General features: G+C 69.1%; 14 protein-coding genes and 1 tRNA gene. 5 read left to right on the forward strand and 10 right to left on the reverse strand.

All coding sequences use genetic code 11. The features are described from left to right. Nucleotides 1-955: hypothetical protein (locus SLNSH_RS17650; RefSeq protein WP_425353018.1), on the reverse strand; the 955-nt coding region annotated here is incomplete at its 3' end. Between the two features lie 11 nt (nt 956-966). Then, entirely contained in the window at nt 967-2037 is a 1071-nt protein-coding gene (locus SLNSH_RS17655) for a TAXI family TRAP transporter solute-binding subunit (RefSeq protein WP_146140300.1), read from the reverse strand. A 356-nt stretch (nt 2038-2393) separates the two neighbouring features. Between SLNSH_RS17655 and SLNSH_RS17660 the strand changes: the two genes are divergently transcribed. The 4 genes from SLNSH_RS17660 (at nt 2394) to SLNSH_RS17675 (ending at nt 3902) form a co-directional block, all read left to right on the forward strand. Beyond that, nucleotides 2394-2470, forward strand: a tRNA-Arg gene (locus SLNSH_RS17660). Nucleotides 2471-2567: 97 nt separating this feature from the next. Next, nucleotides 2568-2801, forward strand: a complete 234-nt coding sequence (locus tag SLNSH_RS17665) for a hypothetical protein (protein ID WP_146140301.1) — start codon at nt 2568-2570, stop codon at nt 2799-2801. A gap of 203 nt (nt 2802-3004) precedes the next feature. Further along, nucleotides 3005-3571, forward strand: a complete 567-nt coding sequence (locus SLNSH_RS17670) for a phosphatase domain-containing putative toxin (RefSeq protein WP_210202530.1) — start codon at nt 3005-3007, stop codon at nt 3569-3571. Between the two features lie 85 nt (nt 3572-3656). Further along, nucleotides 3657-3902, forward strand: a complete 246-nt coding sequence (locus SLNSH_RS17675) for a hypothetical protein (protein WP_146140302.1) — start codon at nt 3657-3659, stop codon at nt 3900-3902. A gap of 6 nt (nt 3903-3908) precedes the next feature. Here the strand turns inward: SLNSH_RS17675 and SLNSH_RS17680 are convergent, their stop codons facing one another. Next, complete coding sequence (locus SLNSH_RS17680; RefSeq protein WP_106338344.1) at nt 3909-4154, reverse strand: hypothetical protein; 246 nt, start codon at nt 4152-4154, stop codon at nt 3909-3911. A 132-nt stretch (nt 4155-4286) separates the two neighbouring features. Between SLNSH_RS17680 and SLNSH_RS17685 the strand changes: the two genes are divergently transcribed. Further along, the gene (locus SLNSH_RS17685; protein WP_106338345.1) at nt 4287-4976 is read left to right on the forward strand and encodes a DsbA family protein; all 690 of its coding nucleotides are present in this window, start codon (nt 4287-4289) and stop codon (nt 4974-4976) included. A gap of 3 nt (nt 4977-4979) precedes the next feature. On the opposite strand, the gene pbfA is transcribed toward SLNSH_RS17685, so the two are convergent. The 7 genes from pbfA to SLNSH_RS17720 form a co-directional block, all read right to left on the reverse strand. Further along, nucleotides 4980-6362: a (R)-1-hydroxy-2-aminoethylphosphonate ammonia-lyase gene (pbfA, locus tag SLNSH_RS17690; protein ID WP_106338346.1), complete on the reverse strand. Its 1383-nt coding sequence runs from the start codon at nt 6360-6362 to the stop codon at nt 4980-4982. A gap of 143 nt (nt 6363-6505) precedes the next feature. Next, nucleotides 6506-8221 carry a putative 2-aminoethylphosphonate ABC transporter permease subunit gene (locus SLNSH_RS17695; RefSeq protein ID WP_106338347.1) on the reverse strand — a complete coding sequence of 572 codons (1716 nt, stop codon included), beginning with the start codon at nt 8219-8221 and terminating at the stop codon, nt 6506-6508. Then, a complete protein-coding gene (locus SLNSH_RS17700) occupies nt 8218-9366 on the reverse strand; it encodes a putative 2-aminoethylphosphonate ABC transporter ATP-binding protein (protein ID WP_210202531.1) in 1149 nt (382 codons plus the stop codon). Before SLNSH_RS17700 ends, SLNSH_RS17695 begins: the two co-directional genes overlap by 4 nt. A gap of 151 nt (nt 9367-9517) precedes the next feature. Further along, nucleotides 9518-10549: a putative 2-aminoethylphosphonate ABC transporter substrate-binding protein gene (locus tag SLNSH_RS17705; RefSeq protein ID WP_106338408.1), complete on the reverse strand. Its 1032-nt coding sequence runs from the start codon at nt 10547-10549 to the stop codon at nt 9518-9520. Nucleotides 10550-10712: 163 nt separating this feature from the next. Beyond that, nucleotides 10713-12164 (reverse strand): phosphonoacetaldehyde dehydrogenase, encoded by a 1452-nt coding sequence (phnY, locus tag SLNSH_RS17710; RefSeq protein ID WP_106338348.1) that lies wholly within the window; start codon nt 12162-12164, stop codon nt 10713-10715. A 7-nt stretch (nt 12165-12171) separates the two neighbouring features. Beyond that, nucleotides 12172-13419: a phosphonoacetate hydrolase gene (gene phnA / locus SLNSH_RS17715; protein ID WP_106338349.1), complete on the reverse strand. Its 1248-nt coding sequence runs from the start codon at nt 13417-13419 to the stop codon at nt 12172-12174. A 1-nt stretch (nt 13420) separates the two neighbouring features. After that, the gene (locus tag SLNSH_RS17720; protein ID WP_106338350.1) at nt 13421-14578 is read right to left on the reverse strand and encodes a 2-aminoethylphosphonate--pyruvate transaminase; all 1158 of its coding nucleotides are present in this window, start codon (nt 14576-14578) and stop codon (nt 13421-13423) included. Nucleotides 14579-14677 lie beyond the last annotated feature (99 nt).

Consider the following 14677-nt stretch of genomic DNA (forward strand, 5'->3'; position numbering starts at 1 on the left):
CCCGTTCGGCGGCCGCGGAGGCCGCCGCCTGCGCGGCCGTGAGGTCGTTCTCCAGGGAGGCGACGCGGTCGCGCGCCTGCGCGAGCTCGACAGCCGCCGCATCCGCGCGCTCGGCCTGGGCCTGGGCCTGCGCCTTCGCCTCGGCGAGCGCGGCCTCCGCGGCCGCCGGCGCAGCCGTGGCGGAGGCCAGCTGCCGCTCCAGCGCCTCGGCCCGCCGCCGCTCCCGGTCCGCGGCGTCGCGCGCGGCGATCCAGGCCTGGACGGTGGTGGCGTGCGCTGCGTTGGCCTGCGCCATCTGCTTCATGAGGGTCTCGGACGTGTGGCGCTCGTCGGCGAGGTCCTTGGCCAGTTCCTCCGACCGAGACCTGCCTTCGGCGGAGGAAGCTCGGGGCTGCGTGTCCCGCTGGGCGAGGCGCGCACGGACGCGCTCCAGTTCCTGTCGCAGGAACGCGGCGTCCTTCTCGGCCAGGAGCGCGCGGCGCCGCTCCCGTTCCAGCCCAGGCCGCTCAGCGTCCGAACCCGACGGGTCGTCCTCGACCAGCGGAAGGATCGCGGCCAGGCCGGGCGCGAGGAAGGTGGGCGCCACGCCCGGATTCGTCGGCGGCGTAGGCCCAACCGCTTCGGCCAGGCTGGCCGGCCTGTAGCGCCCGTGCTCCAGGAGCATCACGCGGAGATTGTTCCATCGCAGGCCACCTGCGGCTCCCGCCCCCAGGGCGACGAGCACGCAGGCCAGGACGCCGCTCGCGCGCATGCCGCGGCGGCGCGCCTTGCCGATGTAGCCTGGGCCCAGCGCCGCCCAATGGGTAGGCGAGATCGGCAGAAGTTCGTCTCCCCCGTCGATCCACGCGTGGTGTTGCTCGGACCACCGTCCCACGGCGAAGGCTCCGCGCCTGCGGTCATGCAGCAGGACGTCCTGGCCGCCCCGGGCCTCGGCGTTGATCGCATCGAGCGTCATGCCACCCTCCCTCAGGGCTGGAGTCGCGAGGTCGTCAACAGATCCGAAGGATGCCGCCAGGAGGACGGGCCGAGCTCCGCGCGCCGGCCGGCTGGCGCCGGATGGGCCTTTCCGGCGGACTCCCCCTGCCGGTCGAGCCAATCTTGCGCGGGCTTGAAGCGCTTCCAGCCCGGAACCTCCGCCGCGAGGCTGACGTCCTTCCATTTCGGGTGACGGGCCGGCTGCTGGAACTCGTCGAAGCGCCCGAAGAAGGCGTCCACGAAGCGCCTGATGCGGCGGTATCGGTCGGTGTCCCGGGGCCAGTTGAAGACGGCCAGGATGCTTCCGACAGCCACGGTGTCGACGGTTCCGCCAGGCTGCACCAGGCGGGGATAGTCGGAGGCCGAGAATTTCGCAGGGAGATACGACTCGGCGATGTCCCCCTCGAAGGGAATCGCCAGGAGGTGGTACCCACCCTCCTGAAAGTCCGCCATGGCGCGGACGGGGCGGCCCGCCACATAGGCCACGGCCTGGATCTCCCCAGCCCGGAGCTTTTCATAGGAGGTCGCCTGGTCGTTCGTGACGAACTCGGGGCTGACGCCCAGCTTCGCGAATACGTTGCGCGCCGTGAGGTTGGTGCCGCTGCCCGGCACGTCGATGTTGACCTTGCGGCCCGCAAGGTCGCGGATGTCCTTGATGTCCGGACCCGCGAGCAGATGGAACTCCTCGTTGTAGAGCCGGGCGATATAGCGCAACCGCTTTTCGGCCTCGTTCTCCAGGCCCGCGTCCTTCATCGCCTCGCGCGCGTCCATCTGCACGATGCCGATGTCGATGCCGCGCAGGAACATGATGTCCTTGAGGTTCTGGAGAGAGCCGCGGCCGATGACGGGCAGAATTCTCAGGTCATCCCCGTCCAGCACGGTGGCGAGGTCTGCGGCGATACGGATGTAGGTCCCGCTCGCCCCACCCGAGATGACGCCGACCGCGCCGGCATTGGCCGAGCGCGCCTCGCGGGCGGCGGTGGAAGAGCGCTGCGCCGCCGCGAACTCCGGTAAGGCGAGGACGAGGCTTGCAGCGACCAGGGCAGTCCAGAACCGTTTCATGGCGTTCCCCCCTTCTTCGCCCCGCGGGGCGCCCTTCTGGGCGGCGATGCGCGGGGCGGGGAGCAAATCTAAGCCTCGCCCGAAACGGACCGACCCTCGCAATTTCGGGGCGTTCGCCGGCCCTTTCGGGCACGAAAACGATCGGCGGCCGCGGTCATGCTCGAAAGGGATAAGCCTGATGCGTGTCCGCAGGGCCGCAATCTTGCGTTTTGGCAGGTTCCTCTGCGCTCGGAGGCTGCACCTCCGGCGCGGGATGCGGCTGCGCCCGACCTCGCTGGCGCGAGAGCGGGCCCGCGCTCGCCCCGAAGGTCAGCGCATTGGCGCCCCGGCGACCTCGTGCTAAACGGACGCCGTGCGGTTCCGTAGCTCAGCAGGATAGAGCAGCGGTTTCCTAAACCGAAGGTCGGAGGTTCGAGTCCTCCCGGGACCGCCAGCGCTGTCGCCTCATGCACGTCGTCCGGTCCAGTGGGGATACGCTGGAGGCCTGGGCGGAACGGGGTCTCCGCTCGGGCGTTGCCGGAGCAGGAGGCGTGACCATGATGACCGACCTGCGGGATCGACCCACCGCACAGACCCGATACTACGTGCACTTCCTGGAGCGCGGCGAGGGACAGCCTCACTATGAGCGCGCAACGGCGCGCGAGTTCGCGTCCCCACAGGAGGCGAACGCCTACGCCACGACCCTTCCCCCCGAATCGAAGCCGCTCGTGACCACGAGCCCGAACCCGCCGCCCCTGGACCAGGACGAGCACGACCAGTCGTAGCGCTCGTCGAGGAGAAGGCCTGCGTGGCCCTTTCCGTCCTTGCGAGCGCAGCGAAGCAATCAAGGACTGCGCGGCCCCTTGATTGCTTCGCTGCGCTACGACGGTTTGGGAAAGAGCGGCCTTTGTCCCTGCCCCTGGCGCGACCCGATGGTGGCCGGCTTGGCCGCAGCGTCGGCGTCAGGCATGCTTCCGCTGCAATGCCAATGCAGAGACCTGGCTCCCACCCCGCTGTCGACTGCGTAGCGCCGCCCCGTGGCGGCCTGATCGGGATGTCGCCCTGCCCCGGACGGCGCCCGGTCGCCATTGCAGGCGAGCCGGACCCGCTGGCGGCCGATCTGGCGAGGATCCGGGACTGGGGCGCGTCCATTCTGGTGACGCTCACGGAAATGGGCGAATGGGAGCGGCTTGGGGCGGCCGGCCTGCCCGGCGCCGTGGCGGAGCATGGCATGGAATGGCGTCACGTTCCCATTCCGGACATGCGCGCCCCTGGCCCGGACACGATCGTCGCCTGGGCGTCCATCGCGCCTGTGCTCCTCGCCGTTCTCGCCGCCGGCGGGCGCGTCGCGCTGCACTGCGCAGCAGGGCTCGGTCGCACGGGCACGATGGCGGCCACGCTGCTCGTCCATGCCGGAGTCGCCCCCGAGGCGGCCGTCGCGCTTGTCCGCGCCGCTCGCCCGGGGACGATCGAAACGGCCGAGCAACTCAGGTTCGTGCTGGAAGAGGCGCCCCGCATCGGGACCAGGCTTGGCCCCGCCCTGGAGCGCTCCTGAGCGAGGTTCCCGCGGCGTGTGGCGCCGCCGTCATCGACAGGCCGGCGCGACTCGCGTGTGCTTCCCCCGATTTGCGGGGGCAATCATGCGGCTTTCAAACGAAGACATCGCCATGCGGCTCGCGTCGCTCATCGACCTCGCGCTGGACGACCTGGCCCAAATGCCGGCGGCCGGCGCCCGCGTCGAGCGCGTCAACGCGTTGCTGAACGTGGCTCGGGACGGACTGGAGCGGCTGGCGCACGACATGCCGAAGGGCTCGGCGGCGGTCGACGCCGCCGCGATGGGCGGCAACGTGGTTCCGTTCCCGGCGCGGCGCGTCGCGAGCGCCTGAACCCGCTCAAGGGCCCTGGATGGCGTCCCAGGTGACGGCCAATTGCTCGGGCTTGAGCGTGCGGCCGGTGTTGGTGACGATGAAGGGCGCCGCGCCGGCCGGCGGTTCTTCGGTGGCCGCCGCCTTGAGGGCTTCGCGCAGCGTCGGGAAACGGCGAGCGCTTTCCCACCCGTCCGGCTTGAGCAGGCTTTCGCCCAACTTGCAGAACCGCAGGCGCGCGGGACCGTCGAGTTCGTCTTGGGTCACATCCATTGCGAGCCTCCCTGTTTGGGGGACCAATGCCCGCCGGCGGCCCAGGTTCCGCACCGCCGGACGCCTCCGCGGCCACGGTTTCGCCGCGCGGGGCTGCGACGGAGGCGCATCAACCGCTCGAGTCGCACCGTCATGAATCTGCACCGTCGTTCGCTTCTCCTGGCCGGCCTCGCCGCCGCCCTGCCCGCCGCCGCGCGGGCGCAGGGTCAGAACCAGTGGATCAAGCTGAAGGGCGACGAGGGGCAGCCGGTCGGCAATGCGCGCCTGCCCGTCGAGATCGTCAGCCAGATCGACGCGACGCCGGGGCGGATCACCCTGGGCTCGGCGAACCCCGACGTCGTGCTGGCGGAGTTCTACGACTACAACTGCCCCTGGTGCCGCAAGGCGGCCGGCGATATCGCCGCGCTCATCGAGAATGACCCGGACCTCCGGGTCCTGCTGATCAACAACCCCATCCTGTCGCCCGCCTCGAAGGACGCGGCGGCCGTGGAGGCCGCGCTGCAGAACATGGCCGGAGACGCAGCCGCCGGGCGGTTCCATCAGCGCATGTTCGCCGAGGCCGGCCGGGCCGACCGCGCCAAAGCGGTGCGGATCGCAGCGGATGTGAGCGGCAAGCCAGCCGAGGCGATCGAGAAGGTCTCGGCGACGCCGCAGGCCAAGGCGCAGGTTGACGGGCAGCTGCGGCTGGCCGCGAACCTGGGCTTCATCGCGACTCCAACCTTCGTGCTCGGCGGGCTGGGCGTCTTCGGCTACCCGGGCCCGCGCACTACGGGGCAGATGATCGCCTCCCTGCGGAAATGCGGGGAAGTGGGCTGCCGCTGACGCTCAGGCGGCCAGGGCCGCCCCCAGCGCGTCTTCCAGGATATCGAGGGCCTGCATCAGCTCCGGCTCGGTGATGACGAGCGGCGGGGCGAGCGTCAGCGTGTTCCCGAACGTGGTCTTGAAGGACAGGCCCCGGGCCAGCGCTTCATAGAGGGTGCGCTCAGCCAGCGCCTTGGCGGGGCGCTTCGCGGCCCGGTCCTCGACCAGCTCGACGCCGATCATCAGTCCCCTGCCCCGCACGTCCCCGACGGCCGGGCAGCGCGCCTTCAGCGCCTCGAGGCGATCCAGCGCGATGGCGCCGAGGCGGGCGGCGCGATCGACCAGGCCCTCGTCTTCGATCACCGCGATCGTAGCCAGCGCCGCCGCCGCGGTGACGGGGTTTTTCTCATGGGTGTAGTGGCCGAAGGCCCAATCGGCGCCGACGTCGAGCTCGGGCCGCGCCACCACGGCGGCGATGGGCAGCACGCCGCCGCCCAGTCCCTTGCCGATCACCAGGATGTCCGGGACCACCCCGTCGTGCTCGCAGGAGAACATGCGGCCGGTGCGGCCGAGCCCGGTCGGGATCTCGTCGAAGATCAGCAGGGTCCCGGTGGCGTCGCAGGCGTCGCGGACGGCCTGCCAATAGCCAGGGGGCGGCGGGACCGGGGTGGCGCGCATGGGCTCGGCGATGACCGCGGCGACGTCCCCCTCCCGCTCCAGCACGTAGCGCACCATGGACGCGCAGGAGAGCCGGCACTGGTCGAGCAGCGGCTTGCCGTCGCGCTCGGGCCAGCCATAGGGGCAGCGATAGCACGCGAAGGGCGCCACATGCTCCGTGCCGGGCATCATCGGACCGTGCGGGCCGGCCCGGAACAGGGCCTCGCCGCCCACCGCGGACGCGCCGAAGCCGGCGCCGTGGAAGGCGTCCCAGAAGGACAGGGTCTTGAAGCGGCCTGTGGCGGCGCGGGCGAGCTTGATGGCGACCTCGACCGCGTCCGAGCCGCCAGTGGTGAAGAGCACCTTGGACAGCGTTCCCGGCGTGATCCGGCCCAGGGTCTCGGCCAGTTCGACCGAGCGCTCGCAGGTGAAGCGGCGCGGGCTGAATGATAATTTTTCCAGCTGCTCGGCGATGGCCTGCTTCACCCGGGGATGGCCGTAGCCGACCGTGTGGGCCGAATTGCCGTGGAAATCCATGAAGCGCCGGCCGGACAGGTCTTCCAGCCAGATCCCCTCGGCCTTGGCGATGGCCGTGAGGCAGGGCGTCGACACCGACTGGTGCAGGAAGGCGGCGCTGTCTCGCCGCAGCAGGGCGCGCTCGGCCTCACCCACATGGGCGGCCTGCCAGGCGCCCCGCAGGGGCGTCGCGTTGGTGTCGCTCTCGGAGGGCGGAGGCTGATGCCTGGTCATGGGGCGATGTCCTGCATGCCCGGGCCGTCATTGCGAGCGCAGCGAAGCAATCCAGAGTGGCGGAACACCCAGCCTCCTGGGTTGCTTCGTCGCTGCGCTCCTCGCAATGACGGGCGCTAGGCTTTGGTTATGCCGCTCACCGCTCACCGCACCCGCCAGCGCTGGAGCCGGGCGAGGACGAGGCGGTCGAGCAGGAGGTGGACGGCCTTCACGGCGATCGCGGTGGCCACCACGCAGGTCGCCATGGCGGCCGCGGCGGCCGTGGAGCCGGCCTCGTCCATGTGCACGATGGCGATGGAGGCGAGCTTCGTGCTGGGGCCGTAGAGGAAGATCACGGCGGACACGGTGGTGAGCGCGTTGACGAAGAGGTAGACGGCCACGTCGAGGATCGCCGGCAGGCAGATCGGCAACGTAACGCGGCGCAGCGTCGTCCAGAACGGCACCTTGAGAGAGGCCGACACGGCCTCGAACTCGCCGTCGATCTGCTTCAGCGCGGTCACGGCCGTGACGTGGGCCACCGTGTAGAAGTGGCCGACCGTGTTCAGCGCCAGGATGCCCAGCGTGCCGTAGAGGAAGCCGAGCGGGTTCCAGCGCGCGTTGAAGAAGAACACGTAGCCCAGGCCGAGAACGAGGCCCGGCACCGCCATCGGCAGCATGGCCAGGAACTGGGCGAAGCCGCGCAGCGCGGGGGCGACCTTCAGCTTCTCGATGAGGTAGGCGCCGAGGAACACCAGGGCGGAGCCGATCACGGAGGCCGCGAAGGCGAGCTGCAGCGACGTGAGGTAGGGCGACCAGCCGGAGGGATCGAACTCGGGGAAGTCGTAGTTCCCGAGCGTCAGCGAGAGGTTGTAGGGCCAGTACTGGATGAAGGAGGCCCACACGGCCACGCCCAGCACGGCGGCGATGAGGCCGCCCACGACGGCGCAGAACACGGTGGCGGCGAGGTCCCGCCCGGCGCGGGGCCTGGGCTGATAGGGCACCGCGCGGGCCGAGAGCAGCGAGACCTGCTTCTTCTGCACCAGCCTGTCGGCCGCGAAGGCGAGGACCGCGGGCACGAGCAGGATCATGCCGACCACGGCGCCCATCTGGAAGTTCTGCTGCCCCACCACCTGCTTGTAGGCGTCCGTCGCCAGCACGCCGAACTGGCCGCCGATGACCTTGGGGATCCCGAAGTCCGTCACCACGAGGGTGAAGACCACGAACGCCGCCGAGATGAGACCGTAGCGGGCGCCGGGCAGCGTCACCGTGCGGAAGACCCGGGCGCGGGACGTCCCGAGCGCGGCGGCGGCCTCGTAGAGGCGCCCGTCTGCGAGCGAGAGCGCCGTCACCAGGATCATGGCCGCGTGGGGCATGCAGTAGAACACCTGCGCCATGACGATGCCGATGGGGCCATAGACGCTGGCGCCCATCAGCCAGGCGCGCAGGAAGCCCTGGTTGCCGAAGATATAGATGAACGAGATCGCCGACAGCAGCGACGGCGCGAAAACGGGAAGCATCACAAGGGCGTAGAACAATCCCTTGAAGCGCATGCAGGTGCGCGTGAGCGCGTAGGCGTACCCGAAGGCGAGCGGGACCACGATGGCCGTGGCCACAAGCGCGACCGCGAGCGAGTTGAACAGGGACTGGACCAGCGTCGGCGTGGCGAAATAGCGGACATAGTTGGCGAGGCCGACGAAGCGCCCAGCGCCGTCCTCGAAGCTTTTGGACAGGAGCGCCCAGAGCGGCAGGGCGACGGCCACCAGCAGGAACAGCACGAGAGCGCCCAGAAGCAGGCCGGCGACTTTGCCCTCGCTCACGAGCCCGAGTCGCGGGCGGGGGACGGCCGACGTCTCGTCGCGCCTGTCGAGCGCGATGCTCATGGCGCCGCCTCCGGCCGGTCGCCGCGCGGGAAGACGCGCAATGCGGCGGGCGGCAACGCGACCGTGAGCGGCTCGCCCAGGGCGATGTCGAGATCGCGCATGAGATTGGCAGAGAAGTCAGCGGTCAGGGCCTGGGCGGGGTCGGCCTCGGGGACCAGGCGGGCGCGGCAGAAGGCGCCCAGGAACTCCAGGTCGTCGACGCGCACCCGGATGGCGTTCGGGTCGGAGTCGGCGACGCCGCGGACCCGGATCTCCTCCGGCCGCAGGCCCAGGCGCAGCCGTTCCCCCGCCGCGTAGGATTTCGTCACCCCGTCGGCGGCGAGAGCGATCGCGCCGACGCGGACCTGCCCGAGGGCGGCGACCTCCGCGTCCAGGAAGGTCATGCTGCCGACGAAATCCGCCACGAAGGCCGAGGCGGGGCGGCGGTACACCTCCTCGGGAGAGCCAACCTGCTCGATTACGCCGTGGTTCATGACCACGATGCGGTCGGCCATGGCGAGCGCCTCCTCCTGGTCATGGGTGACCATGATGGTGGTGACGCCCAGGCGGCGCTGGACCTCGCGGATCTCCTCGCGGAGGCGGACCCGCACCTTGGCGTCCAACGCCGACAGGGGCTCGTCCAGCAGCAGCAAGCCCGGCGACGTCGCCAGGGCCCGGGCCAGGGCGATGCGCTGCTGCTGTCCGCCGGAGAGCTGCACCGGGTACTTGCCGGCCTGGTCGGCCAGCCCGACCAGTTCGAGCAACTCCCTCACCCGGGCCGCGATCTCCACCTTGCGCATGCGGCGGTTCACCAGGCCGTAGCCGACGTTGTCGGCCACGGTCAGGTTCGGGAACAGGGCGTAGGACTGGAAGACGATGCCGAAATCGCGCTCGGCGGGCGGAGCGGCCGAGACGTCCCTCCCATTCATGAGGATCACGCCCTCGTCCTGCCGATCAAGGCCGGCGATGGCGCGCAGGAGGGTCGTCTTCCCGCAGCCGGACGGGCCGAGGAAGCAGACGAATTCTCCCCGCTGGACGTCGAGGTCGATAGCGCGCAGGGCCTGGAAGGCGCCAAACGATTTCGACAGCCCGCGGATGCGTAGGAACGGCTCCGGCGGGGAGCCGGCCGGCGCGACGGCCAGGGTCTTGGGATCGGCATGCATCATGCGCTCGCCATCCTGTTTTCGTGCACACGGGATCCAGTCTCCCGGATCCCCTTCCCCTCCGCGGCTGCGTCGCTCCGGCCGGGGATGACGGCGGAACAAGGAGCGTGTCGACAAAGGGCCCGGGCGGCGGCTGCCGGCCCGGGCCCTCTGATCACTTCGGCGCGGCCTTGCTCTCGTAGCGCCTGGACCACTCCGTCAGGATCTTCTCGCGATTGGCGGCCATCCAGCCGAAATCGTTCTTGAACATCTTGGCTTCGGCCTCCTGGGGGTAGTTCTTGGGCGTGTTGTTCACCCCCGGATAGGCCACCACGGCGTAGCTCTTGGAATAGAGCTCGTTCGCCTCCTTGGTGGCGCCCCAGTCGGCGATCTTCCTGGCGACATCGAGGTGCTTGCTTCCCTTGACAATCGCGGTCGCCTCCATGTCCCAGCCGGTGCCTTCCTTCGGGATGACCACCTCGATGGGCGCGCCCTTGGTCTTCTCGCTCGCGCCGCGCATGTCGAGCGCGATGCCGGCGACGCGTTCGCCGCGCGCGGCCTGCACGCAAGGCGCGGAGCCCGAATGGGTGTAGACGGCGATGTTCTGGTGCAGGGCGTCCATGAAGGCCCAGCCCTCCTTCTCACCCATCATCTGCAGCCAGGCGGCCACCATGAGGTAGCCCGTGCCGGACGACGCCGGATGCGGCATCACCAGCTTGTCCTTGTAGACCGGGTCCGTCAGGTCTTTCCAGGAGACCGGGACCTTGGCGCCGATCTTCCCGGCTTCGGCCGTGTTGTAGCAGACCACGCCCAGGAAAGCGTCCATGCCGGTCCAGGTCGGCGGCGGGTTCGAGTCCTGGAAGACGGCCTTCAGCTTGTCGGCGCCCTTGGGCGCATAAGCCTCAAGCAGGCCCTGGTTCTCGAAGAGCAGCAGGCTGGATGCGGCAAGCCCCATCACCATGTCGGCCCGCGGGTTGTCCTTCTCCGCCAGGAACCGGGCCGTGATGACGCCCGTCGAATCGCGCACCCACACCACCTCGGCCTCGGGCACCGCCTTCTCGATGGCCGCCTTGAACGGCCCCAGCTGGTCGTTCTCCAGCGCGGTGTAGATCGTGACCTTCGTCGCCTCGGCCCAGGCCGCGCCGACGCTCATCCCCAGTCCCAGGCCCAGCGCGAGGGCCGAGCCGATCAACGTTCTCCGCTTCATGATCCCCTCCGACTTCTTCCGTTCAGGAAGCATTCCGCGTGCCACCAAACATGGTGAGATGAAGGCTGGATGACACGGTCCCCGTCAGGCTATCTCCGGCTCTTTTTTCAGCGTTCGTGGCGGGTTGACGCTGTTTGTTTATGCAACACTCGAGCTGGCCGGCTCACGCCGGCCAGGGCATCGACCAGGTGCGCACATTGGTGAAGCTCTTCATGGCTTCGACCACGCCTTCCTTGTAGCCGAGCCCTGAGTCCTTGATGCCGCCGAAGGGCGACATCTCGATGCGATAGCCCGGGACTTCCCAGACGTTCACGGTGCCGACGTCGAGTTCGTTCACGAAGCGGGCGACATAATCCATGCGGTTCGTGCACACCCCGGACGACAGCCCGTAGGCGGTCGAGTTCGAGATCCGGATCACGGAGTCGATGTCATTTGGCACGCGGATGATCGGGATCACCGGGCCGAAGGTTTCTTCGTGCACAAGCTCGCAGTCGTAGGGCGCACGGTCGACCACGGTGGGCGGGAACAGCGCGCCCTGCCGCGGGGCGCCGTGGAGGATCTCGGCCCCAAGGGCCACGGCGTCCTGCACGCGGCGTTCGAAGAGCTTGGCCGCGCCCTCGTGGATCACCGTGCCGACGTCCACGGTGGGGTCCATGGGGTCCCCGCACTTCAGCTTCCGGGCCTTCTCGACCACCAGCTTACTGAAAGCGTCGGCGACCGAGTCCACGCAAAGGATGCGCTTCACGGCCGTACAGCGCTGGCCCGAGTTCTTGGTCGCCCCCTGGACGGCGAGTTCGGCCGCCTTGTCGAGGTCGGCGTCCTCCATGACGATCAGCGGGTCATTGCCTCCGAGCTCCAGCACGATGCGGCGGTAGCCGGCCTTCTCGGCGATGTATTTCCCGACGCGGACCGAGCCCGTGAAGGTGATCAGGTCCGCATCCGGGTCCGTGATCATGCTGTCGCCCATGGTCCCGGGGTTGCCGGTGACCACGGACAGCATCTCGGGCGGGAGCCCGGCTTCATAGAGCACATCGGCCAGGGCCAGCGCCGTGAGCGGCGTCAGTTCGGTGGGCTTCAGAACCACCCGGTTGTTGGTGGCGATGGCCGGGGCGAGCTTGTGGCTCACCATGTTGAGCGGGTGGTTGAACGGCGTGATGGCGGAGATCACGCCCATCAGCGGCATGCGCTGGGTGAAGATCTTGCGCTGCTTGCCCTGGGGGCTGATGTCGCAGGAATAGATCTCGCCGTCGTCCTTGATGCAGAGCTGGCCTGCGAAGGAATAGACGTCGTAGGCGCGCCCGGCCTCGTAGAGGCTGTCCTTCCAGCACAGCCCGGATTCGGCCGTGATCAGGCGGGCGAACTCTTCCTTTCGGTCACGCAGGATGTCGGCCGTGCGCAGCAGGATCTGCTGGCGCTCGTAGCGGGTGAGCCTGGGCTTGTACGCGCGGGCCTTGGCGAAGGCCTCGCGCACGTGCTCCGGCCGCGCGGCCGGGACCGTTCCCACCACCTCGTTGGTGTAGGGGTTGAAGACTTCGACCACCTCGTCCGTGGTCACCTGCCGGCCGGCGATTCGCATCGCCTCGCGGCGAATGGGGGGCTTGGCGTGCACGGTCATCGGCCCCTCACTGGACAAGGTTGAGAGCGACGTCGAAGACGTCGAAGTTGCGCAGCTCGCGACCGGGCGGGACCTGGACGGGCCGGTTGGCGATCATGGGCACGACCTGCTCGGTGAGGCCGCCATGGGAGCGCAAGGGCTCGGTGAGGCCCGAGAGGTCATGCTTGTCGCGACTCGTGCCCAGGACCTTGTGCTTGCCGGAGATCACCACGATGTCGCCGATGCGGTCGGCTGGAAGTTCGAAGCGCTTGCAGGCCTCCTCCGCGGTGATCGACACCTCGACCCCGGGTAGGCTCGCGATGCGGGCGGCGAGCGCGGCGAGATCCGCGTCCTGGTGGAGATACACGGTCGCAAAGGAGCCGAGCGCGCCGTGGTGGACCACATAGGGATCCGTGATCGGCAGGATCACCCGGGCCGCGCCCTTGCCGAGCCATTCGTCCATGACGTCCTGGAGGTAGAGGACGTCCGGCTCGCCGTTGGACAGGTGCTTGTCGTTCATGCCGTGGTCGGCCGTGAGGACGAGCGTGCAGCCGAGCGCATCGAGTTGGCCGACATATTTGTCCATCATGGCATAGAAGGCGTTGGCGAAATCGGAGCCCGGGGCCGCCTTGTGCTGCACGTAGTCCGTGGTGGACAGGTACATGAGGTCCGGCCGCATGCGTTCGAGCAGCTTCACGCCCGCGGCCATGACGAACTCGGAGAGCTCGGCCGAATACACGTCCGGCAGGGGCATGCCGACCATGCCGAGCGCGTCGTCGAGGCCGTGCTCGGCCTTGGTCACCTTGTCGGCCTTCTCGGAGGAGAAGGCGACAGCGGTCCCCTGGGACATGTCGAGGCCATCGCCGAGAAGCGCGCGCAGCTTGTCCTTGGCAGTGACGACGGCGACCTTGGCCCCGGCCTCCTGGAACGCCTTCATGATGGTGGGCGCCCTCAGGAAGCGGGCGTCGTTCATCATCACCTCCGCGCCGGCTGCGCGGTCGTAGAAGTAGTTGCCAGCGATGCCGTGAACGGCTGGGGGGTGGCCGGTGATGATGGAGATGTTGTTGGGGTTGGTGAAGCTGGGAATCTGTGACTTTGCAAGAAGGTTGGCCCCGCTCTTCATCAAGCGCTGGAAGTTGGGGGCGAGCCCCTTCTCGATTGCAGCCTCGATGTAGCCGGGCTCGGAGCCGTCGATGCAGACCACCACGGTTGGGCGGCGCGGGAAGCGGTAGTCGCGACCGTTGGCGGTGACGGTGCGGGTGAGCGGGGCGTTCATGTCACGCGGCCTTCTTCGGGGAGGCGGAGGCGACGCCGAGTTCGGCCAGCACCTCGCGGACGGCGTCGAGCGCCTGGTTCATGTGATCCGTGTTGAGCCGGCCGATGCAGCCGATGCGGAAGCTGTCGGCCACGGTCAGCTTGCCCGGGTAGATCACGAAGCCGCGGTCCTTGAGCTTGTCGTAGAAGCTCTGGAACACGAAGCGGCGGTCCGTCGGCATGTGAAAGGTGACGATGATGGGGGCCTGCAGGTCATCGGGCAGCAGTGTCTCGAAGCCGAGCGCCCGCATCCCCTCAACCAGCGTCCTGCAATTGGCGGCGTAGCGCCCCCCGCGGCCGGGCTGGCCGCCTTCGGCCCAGAACTCCGTCAGGGCCTGGTGGAAGGACACGATGACGTGGATCGGCGGTGTGAAGCGGTATTGGCCGGTCTTCTCGAAGTTGCGCCACTGGTCGTGCAGGTCGAGCACCAGGGTGGTCGCGTTGCCCTCCGTGGCGGCGAGGTCCGCCTTGCGCGCCACGACGAAGCCCAGGCCGGGCACACCCTCGATGCACTTGTTGGACGAGGCCGCCACGGCCGCCACATGGGCCCTGCGGACGTCCAGCGGCAGGGCGCCGAAGGCGCTCATGCTGTCGACGAGGTAGGTCTTGCCGTATCGCTGGGCCAGTTCGCCGATCTCATGCACCGGGTTGAGGATGCCCGAGGTCGTCTCGCAGTGGACGGCGAAGACATGGGTGATCGACGGGGTGCGCTTCAGGATCGCCTCGACCTTGGCGAGGTCCGGCGGCGTGTCCTCGGCCGTCTCGTAGACGACCGTCTTGCGGCCGGCGATGTCGAGGATCTTCTTGGCCCGGTGGCCGTAGGCGCCGTTGATGAGCACCAGGCACTTGCCCTTGGGCGGCACGAAGGTGGTGAGCATGGCCTCCACCGCGAAGGTGCCGGAGCCCTGCATGGGAACGGTGACGTAGTCCCCCTCCCCGTTCACCACCTTGGGCAAGCCCTCGAGCACCTCGCGGTTGATGCGCAGGAAGGTCGCGTCGCGGGAGCCCCAGTCGTGGACCATGACCTCCTTCACGCTCTTGGCGGTGGTCAGTGGCCCGGGCGTGAGCAGGAGAGGATCGCCGGTCTCGGAAGCCGCGGTGCGGGGCGCTGGCGTCGCCATGGGTGTGCTCCTCGATGCGCTGTCGAGGTGAGGCTAGCAGCGGCAGGTATCGACGCCAGCGGCGTGTTTGGATAGGTTTTATAGATGCAATCTATGGCT

Source organism: Alsobacter soli (assembly GCF_003004785.1).
In the GTDB taxonomy this organism is placed as follows: Bacteria; Pseudomonadota; Alphaproteobacteria; order Rhizobiales; family Beijerinckiaceae; genus Alsobacter; species Alsobacter soli.

What these genes read in the sequence shown, in the direction of transcription:
- SLNSH_RS17685 (WP_106338345.1), top strand. Translation starts at nt 4,287, where the DNA reads ATGAATCTGCACCGTCGTTCGCTTCTCCTGGCCGGCCTCGCCGCCGCC.
- pbfA (WP_106338346.1), bottom strand. Translation starts at nt 6,362, where the DNA reads ATGACCAGGCATCAGCCTCCGCCCTCCGAGAGCGACACCAACGCGACG.
- SLNSH_RS17670 (WP_210202530.1), top strand. Translation starts at nt 3,005, where the DNA reads ATGCAGAGACCTGGCTCCCACCCCGCTGTCGACTGCGTAGCGCCGCCC.
- SLNSH_RS17720 (WP_106338350.1), bottom strand. Translation starts at nt 14,578, where the DNA reads ATGGCGACGCCAGCGCCCCGCACCGCGGCTTCCGAGACCGGCGATCCT.
- SLNSH_RS17655 (WP_146140300.1), bottom strand. Translation starts at nt 2,037, where the DNA reads ATGAAACGGTTCTGGACTGCCCTGGTCGCTGCAAGCCTCGTCCTCGCC.
- phnA (WP_106338349.1), bottom strand. Translation starts at nt 13,419, where the DNA reads ATGAACGCCCCGCTCACCCGCACCGTCACCGCCAACGGTCGCGACTAC.
- SLNSH_RS17700 (WP_210202531.1), bottom strand. Translation starts at nt 9,366, where the DNA reads ATGATGCATGCCGATCCCAAGACCCTGGCCGTCGCGCCGGCCGGCTCC.
- phnY (WP_106338348.1), bottom strand. Translation starts at nt 12,164, where the DNA reads ATGACCGTGCACGCCAAGCCCCCCATTCGCCGCGAGGCGATGCGAATC.
- SLNSH_RS17695 (WP_106338347.1), bottom strand. Translation starts at nt 8,221, where the DNA reads ATGAGCATCGCGCTCGACAGGCGCGACGAGACGTCGGCCGTCCCCCGC.
- SLNSH_RS17680 (WP_106338344.1), bottom strand. Translation starts at nt 4,154, where the DNA reads ATGGATGTGACCCAAGACGAACTCGACGGTCCCGCGCGCCTGCGGTTC.
- SLNSH_RS17675 (WP_146140302.1), top strand. Translation starts at nt 3,657, where the DNA reads ATGCGGCTTTCAAACGAAGACATCGCCATGCGGCTCGCGTCGCTCATC.
- SLNSH_RS17705 (WP_106338408.1), bottom strand. Translation starts at nt 10,549, where the DNA reads ATGAAGCGGAGAACGTTGATCGGCTCGGCCCTCGCGCTGGGCCTGGGA.